This window comes from Amycolatopsis sp. NPDC024027 (assembly GCF_040638975.1).
Lineage (GTDB): Bacteria > Actinomycetota > Actinomycetes > Mycobacteriales > Pseudonocardiaceae > Amycolatopsis.
Genome location: NZ_JBEZYY010000010.1, coordinates 240057 through 254544, shown reverse-complemented (window position 1 = coordinate 254544; position 14488 = coordinate 240057). Strand labels below are relative to the sequence as shown.

At 73.3% G+C, this 14488-nt stretch carries 15 protein-coding genes; 4 read left to right on the top strand and 11 right to left on the bottom strand.

Annotation, left to right across the window (positions count from 1 at the left end; all coding sequences use genetic code 11):
* Nucleotides 1-17: 17 nt before the first annotated feature.
* On the bottom strand, nt 18-854 hold the full coding sequence (locus AB0F52_RS25330; protein WP_360175707.1) for a PaaX family transcriptional regulator C-terminal domain-containing protein: 837 nt from the start codon (nt 852-854) through the stop codon (nt 18-20).
* Nucleotides 855-1052: 198 nt separating this feature from the next.
* On the opposite strand from AB0F52_RS25330, the gene AB0F52_RS25325 reads away from it, so the two are divergent.
* Complete coding sequence (locus AB0F52_RS25325; RefSeq protein ID WP_360175704.1) at nt 1053-1991, top strand: PHB depolymerase family esterase; 939 nt, start codon at nt 1053-1055, stop codon at nt 1989-1991.
* Nucleotides 1992-2054: 63 nt separating this feature from the next.
* Here the strand turns inward: AB0F52_RS25325 and AB0F52_RS25320 are convergent, their stop codons facing one another.
* Together AB0F52_RS25320 and AB0F52_RS25315 are read right to left on the bottom strand one after the other, a co-directional pair.
* The gene (locus AB0F52_RS25320; RefSeq protein WP_360175701.1) at nt 2055-3161 is read right to left on the bottom strand and encodes an ATP-binding protein; all 1107 of its coding nucleotides are present in this window, start codon (nt 3159-3161) and stop codon (nt 2055-2057) included.
* Nucleotides 3158-3814: a response regulator transcription factor gene (locus AB0F52_RS25315; RefSeq protein WP_360175698.1), complete on the bottom strand. Its 657-nt coding sequence runs from the start codon at nt 3812-3814 to the stop codon at nt 3158-3160. The genes AB0F52_RS25320 and AB0F52_RS25315 overlap by 4 nt, the downstream gene beginning before the upstream one ends.
* 86 nt (nt 3815-3900) lie before the next feature.
* Between AB0F52_RS25315 and AB0F52_RS25310 the strand changes: the two genes are divergently transcribed.
* Nucleotides 3901-5067: a serine hydrolase domain-containing protein gene (locus AB0F52_RS25310; protein WP_360175695.1), complete on the top strand. Its 1167-nt coding sequence runs from the start codon at nt 3901-3903 to the stop codon at nt 5065-5067.
* Between the two features lie 10 nt (nt 5068-5077).
* Here AB0F52_RS25310 and AB0F52_RS25305 read toward each other — a convergent pair whose 3' ends face one another.
* Nucleotides 5078-5857 carry an inositol monophosphatase gene (locus AB0F52_RS25305; protein ID WP_360175692.1) on the bottom strand — a complete coding sequence of 260 codons (780 nt, stop codon included), beginning with the start codon at nt 5855-5857 and terminating at the stop codon, nt 5078-5080.
* Between the two features lie 34 nt (nt 5858-5891).
* Here AB0F52_RS25305 and AB0F52_RS25300 point away from each other — a divergent pair, with 34 nt between their 5' ends.
* Nucleotides 5892-6794, top strand: a complete 903-nt coding sequence (locus AB0F52_RS25300; RefSeq protein ID WP_360175689.1) for a LysR family transcriptional regulator — start codon at nt 5892-5894, stop codon at nt 6792-6794.
* A gap of 77 nt (nt 6795-6871) precedes the next feature.
* On the opposite strand, the gene AB0F52_RS25295 is transcribed toward AB0F52_RS25300, so the two are convergent.
* From AB0F52_RS25295 to AB0F52_RS25285, 3 genes are all read right to left on the bottom strand, one after another.
* Nucleotides 6872-7474: an NAD(P)H-binding protein gene (locus AB0F52_RS25295; protein ID WP_360175686.1), complete on the bottom strand. Its 603-nt coding sequence runs from the start codon at nt 7472-7474 to the stop codon at nt 6872-6874.
* Nucleotides 7475-7578: 104 nt separating this feature from the next.
* On the bottom strand, nt 7579-8928 hold the full coding sequence (locus AB0F52_RS25290; RefSeq protein WP_360175683.1) for an alpha/beta hydrolase: 1350 nt from the start codon (nt 8926-8928) through the stop codon (nt 7579-7581).
* On the bottom strand, nt 8925-10238 hold the full coding sequence (locus AB0F52_RS25285) for an MFS transporter (RefSeq protein ID WP_360175680.1): 1314 nt from the start codon (nt 10236-10238) through the stop codon (nt 8925-8927). The genes AB0F52_RS25290 and AB0F52_RS25285 overlap by 4 nt, the downstream gene beginning before the upstream one ends.
* Nucleotides 10239-10391: 153 nt before the next feature.
* On the opposite strand from AB0F52_RS25285, the gene AB0F52_RS25280 reads away from it, so the two are divergent.
* Complete coding sequence (locus AB0F52_RS25280) at nt 10392-11228, top strand: PaaX family transcriptional regulator C-terminal domain-containing protein (protein WP_360175677.1); 837 nt, start codon at nt 10392-10394, stop codon at nt 11226-11228.
* Here the strand turns inward: AB0F52_RS25280 and AB0F52_RS25275 are convergent.
* The 4 genes from AB0F52_RS25275 to AB0F52_RS25260 are packed head-to-tail and all read right to left on the bottom strand — an operon-like array spanning nt 11213 to nt 14452.
* Entirely contained in the window at nt 11213-12052 is an 840-nt protein-coding gene (locus AB0F52_RS25275; RefSeq protein WP_360175674.1) for a 3-hydroxyacyl-CoA dehydrogenase family protein, read from the bottom strand. The two genes, AB0F52_RS25280 and AB0F52_RS25275, sit on opposite strands and share 16 nt — an antisense overlap.
* A complete protein-coding gene (locus AB0F52_RS25270) occupies nt 12049-13071 on the bottom strand; it encodes an HAD-IIIC family phosphatase (RefSeq protein WP_360175671.1) in 1023 nt (340 codons plus the stop codon). Before AB0F52_RS25270 ends, AB0F52_RS25275 begins: the two co-directional genes overlap by 4 nt.
* Entirely contained in the window at nt 13068-14162 is a 1095-nt protein-coding gene (locus tag AB0F52_RS25265; RefSeq protein ID WP_360175910.1) for an acyl-CoA dehydrogenase family protein, read from the bottom strand. The genes AB0F52_RS25270 and AB0F52_RS25265 overlap by 4 nt, the downstream gene beginning before the upstream one ends.
* A gap of 5 nt (nt 14163-14167) precedes the next feature.
* The gene (locus AB0F52_RS25260) at nt 14168-14452 is read right to left on the bottom strand and encodes an acyl carrier protein (RefSeq protein WP_360175668.1); all 285 of its coding nucleotides are present in this window, start codon (nt 14450-14452) and stop codon (nt 14168-14170) included.
* Between the last annotated feature and the right edge of the window lie 36 nt (nt 14453-14488).

Below are 14488 nucleotides of genomic sequence, written 5' to 3'. Positions count from 1 at the left end.
GCAACCGCCGTCGGGCCTCATTCCTCGACGAGGGACTCGAGCAGGCCGCCCGCCAGCTCCTCGGCCGGGCGCGTCCATTCGTGACGCAGGGTGCGGAACAGTGCTGCGGCTCGCGTGCCCGGCCAGTCCGGGGGCAGCAGCGCCGGCGGCAGGACCGGGTCGCGGCGGATCAGCAGGAGCCATTCCGCGCCCAGCCGGATGCGGCGGGACAGCTCGTCGCCGAGCTCGCCGGGTGCGCTGCCGCTCCAGCGGCGGAGGAACTGCTCGTAGCCGGCCGCGATCCGGGGCAGGTCCCAGGCTTCGCGGGCGATGCGCACCGGGTCGGTCCACATGAACGGCTCCGCGCGGAACACCTCGGCGTGGGCGAGGAGGTCGAGCTCGGCCAGCGCCGGCGCGATGTCGGCGGCCGACGCAGAGACCCACAGCCCGCTGCGCAGCGGGCCGAACCCGAACCAGCCCAGCCGGGTGCGCAGGGCGTACCGGTCCGCGCGCCGGGTTTCCGGCACCGAGAACGTCAGCAGCGTCCACCGGCCGTCCCAGTGCCGGTCGACGACGTCGCCGTCGAGCTTGCGCTGGCCGTCGCGCAGCACCGCGGTGCCGTGCGCGGTCAGGCCGAGGAACGCCCGCCGCCCCCGGCGGACGGTGCGGAGCAGTTCGCGGCGGCTCATCCGGCTCAGCGTCGCCCGCGTCGCGTGTTCGCCGACGCCGAGGCGGTCGAGCGCGGCGATGACCCCGCCGGTCGACACGGCGATCCCGCGGTCGAGCACGTGGTCGCCGAACAGCGTCAGCAGCAGGGCCTCGGGCCGCACGCCAGGCACGCCGTCGTCCTCCGCCCACCCGGCCGCTTCGAGCATGCGCCACCTCCGGCGTCCAACCTACCGCGCCGAATTGTTCGCTGTTTCCACGACGATCATCATTGATTTGTCCGGTATTTCTCGGCCATCACCGAGTTCGAAACTTTCGGTTCGTGGAAATGGTTGATGAATTGTTGACGGTCGTCGTCGATCTGCCTAACCTCAGTCGCGAGGGGGATCGCCGACCGGAGGTCACCGATGAGTGGATTCAGAACGGCGTTCGTGACCATCGCCAGTGCCCTGCTGCTGGCCGTCACCACGGCCGTGGTCCCGGCCCCGGCGTCGGCCGCTTCTCTGGTGGAAGTGACCGGCTTCGGGAACAACCCGGGCGGGATGCGCATGCACGTCTACGTGCCGGACGCTCGGCCGGCCAACCCCGCGATCGTGGTCGCCATGCACGGCTGCGGCGGTTCGGGGCCGGGGTTCTACTCCGGCAGCGAATTCGCTTCGCTGGCCAACCGCTACGGATTCGTCGTCATCTACCCCAGCGCCCAGCAGCAGGCGGGCTTCGGGAACTGCTTCGACACCTGGTCGGACGCGGCGAAGCGCCGGGGCGGCGGCAGCGACCCGGTTTCGATCGTCTCGATGGTGACCTACGCCGAACAGCACTACGGCGGTGACCCGAACCGCGTCTTCGCCACCGGCTCGTCGTCCGGCGGCATGATGACCAACGAGATGCTCGCCCTCTACCCGGATGTGTTCAAGGCGGGCGCGGCGTTCATGGGCGTCCCCTTCAACTGCTTCGCGAACGCGGCGGACTTCCCGCCGTGGAGCAGCAAGTGCACCGGGAACGGCGGGGCGAACCGCACGCCTCAGCAGTGGGGCGACGCGGTGCGGCAGGCCTACCCCGGCTACACCGGTCCGCGCCCGCGCGTCCAGCTGTGGCACGGCACCGCCGACACGCTCGTGCCGTATGCGCTGCTGCAGGAGGAGATCGAGCAGTGGACCAACGTGTTCGGCCTGAGCCAGACGCCGACGTCCGCCGACACCCCGCAGGCCGGCTGGAACCGCCGCCGCTACGCCGACGGCTCCGGCACGGTCCGGGTGGAGGCCTACAGCATCCAGGGTGCCGGGCACAGCCTGCCCGCGGGCGGGATGGCCGCGGTCGCCATCGCCTTCTTCGGGCTCGGTGGCTGACTGCTCTCGCACGCAAGCGCGCCGGCGGGGGCCGCACCCCCGCCGGCGCCGAAGCGGACCGGTTCAGCCGAGGTCTTCGCCGGCCGGGAGGCGGACGACGACGTCCAGCCCGCCGGCCGGGCGAGCGGTGATGGTGAGCTCGCCCCGGTGCGCGGCGACGATGGCGTCCACGATGGACAGTCCCAGGCCGGTGCCGCGGCCGGTGTGGATCCGGGTGCCGTCGCCGCGGACGAACGGCTCCCGGAGCCGGTCGACGGCCTCCGGCGCGATCGGCACGCCGCTGTTCCCGATGCGCAGGAACGCCCGCCCGTCCGTGCCGCCGGTGGCGACCTCGACCTGGCCTCCGGCACGGTTGTGGCGAACAGCGTTGTCGACCAGGTTGCCGCACAGGCGTTCCAGCAGGACCGGGTCACCGCGGACCGGCGCGGGCCGCAGGTCGGCTCGCACCGTGAGGCCCACCCCGTCGAGGCTGTCCGCCACGACCTCGGCGAGGTCGACGCGGTGCCGGACACCGGCGCCGGCCTGGCTGTGGGCCAGCGCCAGCAGCCCGTCGAGGGTGCGCCGGCTCTGCTCGACGGCGGTCCGGACGTCGGCGGTCATGGCCAGCAGTTCTTCGGTACCGGGCCGGCTGTCGAGGGTGACGTCGATGGCGGTGCGCATGGTGGTCAGCGGGGTGCGCAGCTCGTGGGCGGCGTTGGCGGTGAACATGCGCTGGCTCGCGAGCACCCGGTCGCGTTCGGCGACCCCGTCGGAGATGCGGTCCAGCATCCCGTTGACGGTGCCGGCCAGGGTGGCGAGCTCGTCGAGGGGCCGGGTGACCGGCACCCGCTCGGACAGGTTTTCCGCCGAGAGGCGTTGTGCGGTGGCGGAAATCGTGCGGATGGGCCGCAGGACCCGCCCGGCCACCAGCCACCCCACGGCCGCGGCGAGCGCCGTCACCACCGCGAGGGCGATCGCGGCCTGGGTGACGAAATCGGCGAGGGTGACCGCCTGGATCGAGGGCGGCAACGGCGGTATCCCGTCCGGCCCCGGCGACGGGCCGAGCGTGATGACCGATATCCGATGGCCGCCGTTCCCGCGCATCAGCAGGGAGGTGAGCGTGGTCAACAGGGTGCCGGCGGCGAGGACCAGTGCGGCGTAAAGGATCGTGAGCCGGGCGCGGGCGTTCATGGGACGATCCGGTAGCCCGCACTCGGCACCGTCTCGATGGGCGGCGGGTCGCCGAGCTTGCGCCGCAACGTGCCGACGGTGATCCGGACCGCGTTGGTGAACGGGTCGGCGTGCTCGTCCCACACCTTGTCCAGCAACCTTTCCGCGCTCAGCACCGCGCCACCGGCGGCGAGCAGGTGCTCGAGCACGCCGAACTCCTTGGGTGTCAGCTGCAGGAGCCGGCCCGCGCGCTCCGCGGTGCGCCGCGCGGGGTCGAGCACCACGTCGCCGGCCCGCAGGACCGGCGGTATCGCGGGCGCGCTGCGGCGGGACAGGGCCCGCACCCTGGCGACGAGCTCGGAGAAGGCGAACGGCTTGCCGAGGTAGTCGTCGGCGCCCAGCGTGAGCCCCTCGACCCGGTCCTCGACCGTGCCGGACGCGGTGAGCATGAGGATCCGCGCCGCGCCGTGCCCGGCGAGCTCGCGGCACACCGTGTCCCCGTGCACCACGGGCAGGTCCCGGTCCAGGACGACCACGTCGTAGGGCGTGACCCCGCACTTGTCGAGCGCGGTGCGCCCGTCGAAGGCGACGTCGACGGCGAACCCGTGCTTGCGCAGGCCGGCCGCGACGTACTTGGCCAATGGTTGCTCGTCCTCGACCAGCAGCACTCGCACCCGGCCAGTGTCCCGCGCGCGGCATATGGATCACGTATGGGCCGGCCATCGGTCCCCGATCGGCCGTGCCCGGTAGACCTTCGGCCATGACCACGACACGACGATCCGTCCTGGGTGTGCTCGGCGCCTCCGGGGCGATGTTCGCCACCGGTGCTCTCGCCGGAGCAGCCTCCGGCACCGCCCTCGGCCCCACCTCCGTCGACGTGCGCGCGTTCGACCGGTTCGTCGGGGAACAGGCGGCCATGGACGCGTTCTCCGGCAGCCTGCTGCTGGTCCACCGGGGACGTCCCGTGCTGGCCAGGTCCTACGGCCGGGCCAACGACGCCGCTCCCAACGGCCCGGACACCCTGTTCGCCATGGCCTCGGTGACGAAGCTCTTCACGGCGGTGGCCATCGCCCAGCTCGCGCAGGCCGGCAAGATCGCGTACACCAGCACGCTGGACACGTTCCTGAGCGGTTTCCCCGCCGAGATCGCCGGCACCGTGCAGGTCCACCACCTCCTCACCCACACCTCCGGCTTCGGCGACACCTTCACGATGCCCGGGTACCTGGCGGAAGCGCTCGCCTGGACCGACGCCGACCAGGTGATGACCGGCACGACGGACTACATCCGGCGCACCGCGCTGGAGTTCGCGCCGGGAGCCGGATCCCGCTACAGCAACGCGGCCTACCACCTGCTCGGCGCGATCGTGGCCCAGGTGTCCGGGAAGTCCTACTACGACTACGTGCGCGCGCACGTGTTCCGCCCGGCCGGCATGACCACGACGGACTTCTACACCAGGCCGCAGTGGCACACGGACCCCCGCATCGCGCACCCCTACGCGAAACAACCGTCCGGCGGCCGAGCCGACACCATCGACCAGCGGCTGTACATCGGCACTCCGGCCGGCGACGCCTTCACGACGTGCGCCGACCTGGCGCGCTTCGCAGCAGCATTGCGGGGTTCGAAGCTGCTCGACCGCGCCTTCACCGGCATCACGCTGAGCGGCAAGGTGCCACCTCCGCCGCAGCCCGGCCCGCCGCCCGGCGGGACGCCCGGGGCTCCGCACGTCGCCTTCCAGTGCTACGGCCCGGTGACGCTGCTGGTCGGCGGCCAGTGGGTGACCGGCCACGGTGGCGGCGCCCCCGGCACGTCGACCGACTTCCAGATGTACCCCGACACCGACTGGGTGACGGTGATCCTGAGCAACTACGACTACGATGGCGGGCCCCCGCCGGTCGTGAAGAAGGCGCGCGACCTCATCACCGCGTGACCCGGTGCCGTCAGGCGGTGAGGACCTTCAGCGCGGCGGCGTGCACCCCGGGCGCGGCGGCCAGGTACGCCCGGCTCGTCAGGTCCCACGGCCCGCCGTCGAGGTCGGTGACGACGCCGCCGGCTTCCTGGACCACGAGCACGCCGGCGGCGTGGGAGCGGACGTTGTCGAACTGCCAGTGCAGGTCCATCCGGCCCGCGGCGACCTGGGCGAGCTGGTGGGTCACCGGGACGGAGATCCGCACGTACAGCGCCGCCTCCGACATCGCGGTGAACGAGGCGCCCATCCGGGCGAGGAGCTCGGCGTCCTGACCGGCCTGGGCCTGGCCGGTACCCGCCAGCGCGCCGTCCAGCGACGTCTTGGCGGAGACCCGCAGGCGCTCGCCGTCGAGGTGGGCCCCGCCGCCTTCGCGGGCGGTGAACAGTTCGTCGAGCACCGGGAAGAAGAGCACGGCCAGCACGGGACGCCCGTCGCGGACGAGGCTCACGCCGATGTTCCAGTCGGGCATGCCCTGCACGGCGTTCATGTTGCCGCCCATGGGATCGATGAGCCACCACTCGCCCGCGGGCATCGGCCCGGAGCCGTGTTCGTCGTCGAGCCACTGCGCCTGCGGCCGGATCGCGGTCAACGCCGGCCGCAGCACGTCGGTGACGGCGGTGTCGTTGGCGTGCAGGCCCGCCAGCAGTTCGGTCAGCCCGGACGGGCGGGACGTGGGGGAGTAGCGCTCCAGCATCCGGGCCCCCGCCTCGCGGACGGCGGCGGCGGTGGCGGTGAGCAGGTCCTGGCTCATGGTTCGTCCCATCTCCTGTGGTTGTCTTGGGTTCGTGCAACTCGACTTGAACTTGCTCACGGTGCTCGACGCGCTGCTCGAAGAGAGCAGCGTGATGGGCGCGGCCGAGCGGCTGCACCTGTCCTCACCCGCGGTCAGCCGCACCCTCGGCCGGCTGCGGGCGGTGACCGGCGACGACATCCTGGTCCGCACCGGCCACACGATGGTGCCCACGCCGTACGCGACGGCGATCCGCGAGGACGTGCACCAGCTGGTCCGGCGGGCCCGCGAGGTGCTCCTGCCGGCCCGCGAGCTGAACCTGTCCGAACTGGACCGCACGTTCACGATCCAGTGCCACGACGCGCTCGCGATGTCGGTGGTCCCGGTGCTGGCCGGGCAGCTCCAGGAGCAGGCGCCCGGCGTGCAGCTGCGCGTGCTGGCCGAGCACTCCGCGGACACCGACGACCTCCGGCACGGCCGCGTCGACCTGGAGATCGGCGGGGGCCGGCCGCACCTGCCCGAGTTCCGGTCCGAAGTGCTTGGCCGCGACCACCTGGTCGTGGCGATGCGCCCGGGCCACCCGGCGGCCGGAGGTCTCGACCTGCGCGAGTTCGCGGCACACCCGCACGTCCTGGTCTCCCGCCGCGGCCGGCTCACCGCCCCGATCGACGACGTGCTGGCCGCGGAAGGCCTCCGCCGCCGGGTGATCGCTTCGGTGGCCACCCTCGCGACGGCGTTGCAGCTGGCGGTGCACAGCGACGCGCTGGTCAGCTGCACGGATCTGCTCGGCCGCTCGCTGATCGACGCGTTCGGGCTGATCACCCGCCCGTTGCCGGCCGAATCCCCGGCCGCGGAGATCTGCTGCACGTGGCACCAGCGTTACGACTCGGACCCGGCCCACCTCTGGCTCCGCACCGAGGTGCGGGCGGTCCTCGGACAACTCACCGGCGACGGCTGAGGCCCGCGTCCCCGGCCGCCCCGATGTGTCTTTGTGTCTTTGCGTGCAACGCACCCAAGGCCACCTCGGGGCTAGTGCTACTCGGGCAGCGGCAGTGCGATCGTGCCCGCGAACCGCGGGGTTTCGGCCTCGTCGAGCATCGCCGCGGCGACGGTCGCCCGGCTGATCACCGCGGCGAAGTCGAGGGGCGGCCCGGCGTCCAGGCCGACCGTCCGCCGCCCGGGGCTTTCCGGCCCGTCGGTGAGGAGTCCGGCGTGGAACACCGTGCCGCCCGCGGCGAGGATCGTCCCATCGGCGTCGACCTTGTCGCCGAGCCGGTCGCCCAGCATCGTCCCGAGGTGGCCGGCGGCTTCACCGGCCACCTCGGCCGACTTCCCCGTGCCGTACGCGCCGAGCCAGATGATCCGCTGCGGCCCGGCGGCGACCACCGCCTTCGCGCCCGCCAGCAGGACACCCGCCCGGTCCGTGCCGAGTCCGGAAAGGACGGTCGAACCGGCGGCGACGGCGAGGCTCGCCGGGTCGTCGACGTCGCCCGCCACCTTGCGCAGGTGCGGCGAGCCGGGAACGGCGATCCGATCGGGATCCCGGGCGATCGCGGTGACGGTGTGGCCACGCCGGAGGGCTTCCCGGGTGAGCGCGAGGCCGGTCCGGCCGGACGCCGCGAGGACGGTGAGGTTCATGCCGACCACGCTAGGGACCCAGCGGGTTAACATCAAATGCAAGTTCCGAAAGGCATGATTTACCGTGACGCAAGGGGCGGCCGCGAGGACGGCCGCCCCGTGCCTCAGCGGTGGTCGAAGCGGCCGGTGAGCGGCGCCGGCGTGTAGCGGAGGTAGCGGCCCGGGTCGCCGAGCGCGGCCGCGGCCGCGTTGAGGCGTTCCGGGCGGAGGTCGGGCCAGTGCCCCGTTTCGATGCGGGATTCCAGGGCGTGCAGGGCCGCCAGGGTCTCCGACGGCCGGAACGCGCAGTGCCCGGCCGCGCCGACGTAGGCCTGGCGCAGCAGCGGTTCCCGCCCGGCCGTGCGGACCCGGTGGGCGTACCAGTTTTCCTGCTCGACCGGGACCAGGTGATCCGCGGTGGTGTGGATGGTGAGCTCCGGAACGCGGAGCCGCCCGGTCGCCGTGGACGTGCGGGCCAGGGTGCCGACGGCTTGCCGGTCGGGCGTGACGTCCGCGTGGCGGGTCAGCTCGGCCAGGTCGGCGTCGAGGTCGAGGCCCGCGGTGCGGTACAGCGCCCGGACCTGCCGCGCCAGCGGGCTGCCGGACAGCAGCGCGCGGTAGTCGACGCCGGCGTTGAACGCGCTGTTCCCGCCGGCCGCCAGTTCGATCTGGTACCGCCCGGGCACCACGAACCCGAGCACGAACTGCGCGAGGGCCTGCTGCTGTTGCTGCTCCTGGCCCGCGTAGTCGGCGGGCCCGGGCGGCGTGTCACCGGTCAGCCACGGCGGCATGTTCATCAGGGCGGCGCCGAGGGCGATCCGCGCCCGGCCGGCCGCGGTGCCCTGGCCGTCGGTGACGATCTTCGTCAGCGCCGCGCCCGCCTCGCTCGCTTCCTCGGCGCTCGCGTAGCGGACGAGCTTCACCGGCTGCGCCGGCGCGAGCAGGCGGGACAGCGCGTATTCGCCGTCGAGCTGGTAGTCGTTCAGGTTCAGCGCGCCGGCGACCAGGCCGCACGTGGTCAGCGCGCCGTCGAGCCGCCGGTCGCCGGACTCGGCTTCCAGCGCGCTGACCAGCCCGCCCATCGACGTGCCCCACGCGATGGTGCGCCGGGGCTCGCCGATCTTCCGCACGAGCGCGTCGAGCGAGGCGAACTGGTCGCGCGGTGCGGAGGCGAGCGCCCAGAGCGACGGCCCGCTGTAGGACGAGCCGACGAGCGCGTAGCCGGCCGCGAGCAGGGCCTGCCCGGTCGGCTCGTCCGGGGCGTCGCGCGCTTGCAGGGGGCCGAAGCCGTGGCTGTAGAGGATGACGGTCCCGTTCCAGGCGCCCGGCACGTCCGCCACCCAGCTCGCGCCGTCCGGCAGCACGCCGGTGTAGTGCGCGGGGGTGGCGGCCTGCGCCGTGCTCCCCGTGGTGAGGCCGAACGCGGTCAGCGTCGTGACGGCGAGGGCGCCGATCCGGCGGAGCCACTTGCTCATCCTCGAGTCCCTTCTCGTCGGGTAGCCGCGGGGACGGCCGGCTCCGGCGTGAGATCACGGCGGTGGGTCTCCCGCAGCGCCAGCACGCAGCCGGCGGACAGGACGCAGAACGCGGCGATGGTCCACGACACCGGCGTGGTCGAACCGCCGCCGTTGGCGCGCTGGAGCTCGGCGAAGATCAGCGGGGCGAACCCGGCGCCGAGCCCGGCGAGCTGGTAGCCCAGCGACGCCCCGGTGTACCGGTTTTCGGTGGCGAACAGCTCGGAGTAGAGCGCGGCCAGCGGGCCGTACATCATCGGGTGGATCACGCCCTGGCCGATCACCAGCGCCAGCACCAGCAAAAGGCCGCTGCCGCTGCGGACCATCGGGAACAGCAGGAACCCGAAGACCGCCATGGCGGCCACCCCGGCCAGCACGACCGGGCGGCGGCCGATCCGGTCGGACAGCGCCGACCACAGCAGGATCCCGGCCACCGCGCAGGCCGACGACAGGGTGAGCGCGTTGAGCACCTCTTGGCGCGGGTGCCCGTGCTGGACGCCGTAGGCGAGCACGAAGGTGGTGAGCGTGGCCTGGACGACGAACGCGGCGAGCCCGACGCCGACGCTCAGCAGCAGCACCCGCGGGTGGTCCCGCAGCACGGCGACGACCGGGAGCCGGCGGCGTTCTTCCTTGCGGGCGGCCAGGAACGCGGGCGTCTCGTCGACGCGGGAGCGCACGAACAGGCCGATGGCGAGCAGCACGATGCTGAGCAGGAACGGGATCCGCCAGCCCCAGGCGAGGAAGTCCGCTTCGGAGGTGAGCCCGGCGGTGGCGGACATGACGAGCGTCGAAACGACCATGCCGCTCGGCGCGCCGGCGTTGGTGAAGCCGGCCCACAGGCCGCGGCGGGACCGCGCGTGTTCGGCCGACATCAGCACGGCGCCGCCCCATTCGCCGCCGACCGCGATGCCCTGGACGACGCGGAGCAGGACCAGGCCGAGCGGGGCGACCGGGCCGATCTGGTCGTAGCCGGGCAGCAGGCCGATGAGGAAGCTCGCGACGCCCATCAGGGTCATGGTCAGCACGAGCATCCGCTTGCGGCCCAGGCGGTCGCCGAAGTGGCCGAAGATCAGGCCGCCGAGCGGGCGGGCGAGGTAGCCGGTGGTGAACGTCCCGAAGCTGGCGACCGTGGCCAGTGCCGGATCGAGGTCGGCGAAGAAGACCTTGCCGAAGACCACCGCGCTCGCCGTGGCGTAGAGGAGGAAGTCGTAGTACTCGATGAGACTGCCGAGGAAGCTGGACGCGACCGCTCTGCGGAGCTGAGTGCTCATGGGGAGGTCACCCTCGTCTTTGGGGGCTGGGCACTGCGGAGGGGCGGGTTCGTCCGGGTGCGGACGACGGGGGAGCGGGCCCCAACGTTAGTCAGAGGCATGACGGCCGTCAACAATCTGCCCAACATCAAATGGCCGGGTTAGGCTGCTTTCGTGACGCTTCCCGCCGAGACCGGCTCCGGGCCCCGCCCGAAGTCCGTCATGCTCACGTTCCTGGGCATCCACCTGCTCGGCCGGGCGAGCGCGATCTACTCGGGCAGCGTGATCGACGTGTTCGGCCGCGTCGGCGTCTCGGAGGAAGCGGTCCGCTCGACGCTGACCCGCATGGCGGGCAGCGGGTTGCTGACCCGCCACCGGCACGGGCGGAAGGTCTACTTCGGTCTCAGCGAGCGCCTCGCCGCCGTCCTCGAGGACGGCAGGCGGCGGATCTGGGAGACGGGCGCGGTCAACCGGGCCGAGGACGGCGGCTGGACCCTGGTCGGCTTCTCCCTGCCCGACACCCGCCGCGGCGACCGGCACGACCTGCGCCGGCAGCTGACCTGGGCCGGCTTCGGCCTGCTGCAGAACGGTTTGTGGGTCGCCCCCGGCGTCCGGGACGTCACGGCCATCGTCGAACAGCTCGGCCTCGACGGGCACGTCACCGTCTTCACGGCCCACCCGGCGAAGCCGACGGAAGCGGCCGAGCTCGTCCGCAAAGCCTTCGACACGGCGACGATCGCCGCGCGCTACCACGACTTCATGGAGAAGTGGGACGGCGGGAAGCCGGCGTTCCCGGACGACCTGACGCGCCGGTTGATGCTGCATTCGGACTGGCTGCACGTCGTCCGCCGGGATCCGCACCTGCCGGCCGGGCACCTGCCCCGCGACTGGCCCGCCTTCCAGGCCGAGACGCTGTTCCGCAAGCTCGACGAAGACTTCCGCGAGGGCGCGGACCGGCTGGCGGACGAGACGCTCGAACTGATGCCGGCCGCGGATCAGCCCGCCGGGTAGGCGTGCAGGCCCCGGCCGGTCTTGCGGCCCAGCCGGCCCGTGCCGACGAGCTCGGTCAGCAGCGGGCACGGGCGGTACATCGGTTGTCCGGTGCACTCGAGCAGCACCACCAAGGTGTCCAGGATGACGTCGAGCCCGATGAGGTCGGCGGTGCGCAGCGGGCCCATGGCGTGGCCGAAGCACTTCTCGAAGACCTGGTCGACCGTGACGGCGTCGGCGATGCCGTCCCCGACCGTCGCGATCGCCTCGTTGATCGTCGCCATCAGCACGCGGTTGGCGACGAAACCGGGGCCGTCGGCGACCACGATCGCGCGTTTGCCGAGGCCGGCCAGCAGATCCGTGGTGGCGCACAGGGTTTCCCCGCCGGTCGCCGCCGCGCGGACCACCTCGACGGTGTCCTTCAGCGGGGCCGGGTTCATGAAGTGGGTGCCGATGACGCGGTCCGCGCGGGCGGTGGCCGCGGCCAGGCGGCCGATCGGGACGGCGGACGTGCACGAGGCGAGGATCGTCGCGGCGGGACAGAGCCGGTCCAGTTCGGCGAACAGCGTTTCCTTCACCGCCAGCCGTTCCGCCGCGCATTCGACGACGAATTCGCTGCCGCTCAGCTCCTCGAGCCGGCCGGTCCAGCGGATGCGGTCCGGGACCGTGGCCGGCGGGCGGTCGCCGAGCAGCGCCGCCATCCGCAGGCCGGCCCGGATCCGGTCCGGGCCCCGGTCCAGTGCTCGCGGGTCGGCGTCGGCGACGACGACGTCGTGCCCGGCCGCGGCGAAGCACTGCGCGACCCCGGTGCCCATCACCCCGGCTCCCACGATCCCGATCTTCACCGGTTCCTCCCGTCGAGGATGCGGACGTGCCCGGGCAGCGGCGGTGGCGGCCGCCGCGGGTCGAAGGCCAGCACGTCGGGGCCGGCCGGCTCGAACCCGGCGAACCGCAGCGTCACCAGCATGATCCGGTTGGCCGCCGTGGGGACGAAGCGGGCGACCGGACGCCGTCCGCGCGCGAGGACGTCCCGCACGAGGTGGCCGAGCAGGACGGTGCCGATCCCGCGGTTGAGCACCCGGCACGACGTCAGGAGCAGCTCGAGGACGACGTCGGCGCCGTCGTGGCGGAGCACGGCGAGCCCGACGGTGCCGTGTGCGCCGAACCGGTCGGTCACGTCCGCGACGAGCACCTCGTGGCCGGCGGTCGCGCACAGGGCGCGCAGCTCGGCCGAGTCGAGGGTGCGGCCGGTGGTGTTGAGCTGGTGGGTCCGGAGGGTGAGCTCGTGCGCGCGGTCGAAGTCCGCTTCGGTGGCGGCGCGCACGGTCATCGTGAGGTCCAGCGAGGCGAGGAATTCGGGCGGGGAACCGGGGAACGCGCGCTCGGCCGCGGCCCGCGAGCGTTCGGCGAGGTACCGGTGGCGGCGCCGGCGCGACTCGCCGGTCACCAGCGCCGGCCGGAACTCCGCCAGGCCGGGCAGCTCGCCGACGCGCTCGGCGGGGTAGCAGCGCACCATCGGCAGCGCGGCGGCGACCTCGGCGCGTTCGGCCGGGTCGTTGTCGGCGAAGGCGATGGTGTCCAGGCCGATGTTCAGCTCCGCGGCGATGCGGCGGATCGCCGCCGACTTCTCGCCCCAGCCGACTTCGACCGCGCAGAACAGCTCCGCCAAGCCGTGTTCGGCCAGGTGCCCGGTGGCGCGGGCGAGCTCGCCGCGGCCCGCCACGGCGTGCAGGATGCCGCGCCGGTCCAGCGTGTGCAGCGCCTCGATCGCGGCGGGGAACGGCTGCGGCCGGTCGCCTTCGAGCACGACGCCGTCCCAAAGGGTGTCGTCGAGGTCCCAGACCAGGCACTTGACGGTGCTCACGGCCGCCACCGCAAGGCGTACTCGCCGAGCTGCTGTTCGGCGACTTCGTCGGAGCCTTCGATGATCCGCATGACCTTGGCGTCGCGGAAGAACCGGCCCACCAGGCTGTCTTCCGTGCAGCCGGCCGCCCCGAGCACCTGCCCGGCCCGGTCGGCGACCGCGGCGGCCGACCGGGCGGCGGCGTACTTGGCCAGCACGGTCCCGGCGACGGCGTCCGGATCGCCGTTCTCCCGCAGGGCCGCGGCGCGGGCGCACAGCTCGCGCGCGGCACTCGTGTCGGCCAGGCTGCGGCCGAGCAGTGCGCGCACGGTCTGGTGCCCGGCCAGCCGGACGCCACCCTGCACGCGGCCGGCGGCGTGTGCCGCGGCGGCGCGCAGGCACGCTTCCGCCATGCCGACGCAGCCCCAGGCGACGGTGAACCGGCCGTGGTCCAACGCCGTCGCCGTGACGTGCGACAGGCCGAATCCCGGTGGGGCGAGCAGGTTTTCGGCGGGCACGAGCACGCCGTCGAACCCGAGGTGGGCGAGCTGCGCCGCGCGCATCCCCAGCTGGCCCCGCACCGGCTCGGCCGTGATCCCCGGCCGGTCGGCCTCGACGAGCACGGTGACGAGCCGGCCCGCACAGGTGGCGAGCACGAGGAAGACGTCGGCGAGCTGCCCGAAGGTGACCCACCGCTTGCGGCCCCGCAGGCGCACCTGCCCGCCCGCGCGCTCGGCGGACGTCGTCACCGCGGACAGCTCGGTGCCGGCGCCGGCTTCGGTGGCCGCGAACCCGGCGACGACGTCGCCGCGCGCGAGGGCGGGCAGCCAGCGGGCGCGTTGTTCGGCGGTGCCCCAGCGCAGGACGGCCGCGGCGACCATGCCCTGCACCGTGAGCAGGGCTCGCAAGGCACTGCACACCCCGCCGAAGTCGGCGCAGAGCGCGCCGAGCTCGGGCTGCGTGCACCCGGCGCCACCGGCGGCGGCGGGCAGGTCGGCGGCCAGGAAACCGGCGTGCGCCACGGTTTTGACGACTTCGGCGGGCAGGGCACCGCGAACGTCCCACTCCGCGGCCTCCGTCCGCAGTCCGGCGGCGAACGCGGCGGAGTCCATTGTGGTCACGGAGTTCCGGCCGATCGTTTCCGGAGCACGAAGGCGGTGACGCGGTTCATGGTCCGGAAATTGTCGAGGTCGAGGTCCGCCACCGCGACTTCGATGCCGAACCGGCGTTCGACGTGTGCCACGAGCTCGAGCGCCAGCAGGGAATTCACCAGCCCCAGCGTGAAGTAGTCCTCGTCGGGGCCCGGGGTGTTCCCGGCCGTCGCGGCGGCGAAGAAGCCCGTCAATTCGGCCAAGATCTCCTCGGCGGTGACGCCGGTGTGCACCGGCTGGTGGCCTGCCACGCGCCCTCCCTCGACGAATTCCCCCGTCCGAAGCTA

Bases quoted from the DNA above. Each gene is read 5' to 3' on its own strand.
- AB0F52_RS25330 (WP_360175707.1), bottom strand. From the start codon at position 854: ATGCTCGAAGCGGCCGGGTGGGCGGAGGACGACGGCGTGCCTGGCGTG.
- AB0F52_RS25325 (WP_360175704.1), top strand. From the start codon at position 1,053: ATGAGTGGATTCAGAACGGCGTTCGTGACCATCGCCAGTGCCCTGCTG.
- AB0F52_RS25320 (WP_360175701.1), bottom strand. From the start codon at position 3,161: ATGAACGCCCGCGCCCGGCTCACGATCCTTTACGCCGCACTGGTCCTC.
- AB0F52_RS25310 (WP_360175695.1), top strand. From the start codon at position 3,901: ATGACCACGACACGACGATCCGTCCTGGGTGTGCTCGGCGCCTCCGGG.
- AB0F52_RS25305 (WP_360175692.1), bottom strand. From the start codon at position 5,857: ATGAGCCAGGACCTGCTCACCGCCACCGCCGCCGCCGTCCGCGAGGCG.
- AB0F52_RS25295 (WP_360175686.1), bottom strand. From the start codon at position 7,474: ATGAACCTCACCGTCCTCGCGGCGTCCGGCCGGACCGGCCTCGCGCTC.
- AB0F52_RS25290 (WP_360175683.1), bottom strand. From the start codon at position 8,928: ATGAGCAAGTGGCTCCGCCGGATCGGCGCCCTCGCCGTCACGACGCTG.
- AB0F52_RS25285 (WP_360175680.1), bottom strand. From the start codon at position 10,238: ATGAGCACTCAGCTCCGCAGAGCGGTCGCGTCCAGCTTCCTCGGCAGT.
- AB0F52_RS25265 (WP_360175910.1), bottom strand. From the start codon at position 14,162: ATGGACTCCGCCGCGTTCGCCGCCGGACTGCGGACGGAGGCCGCGGAG.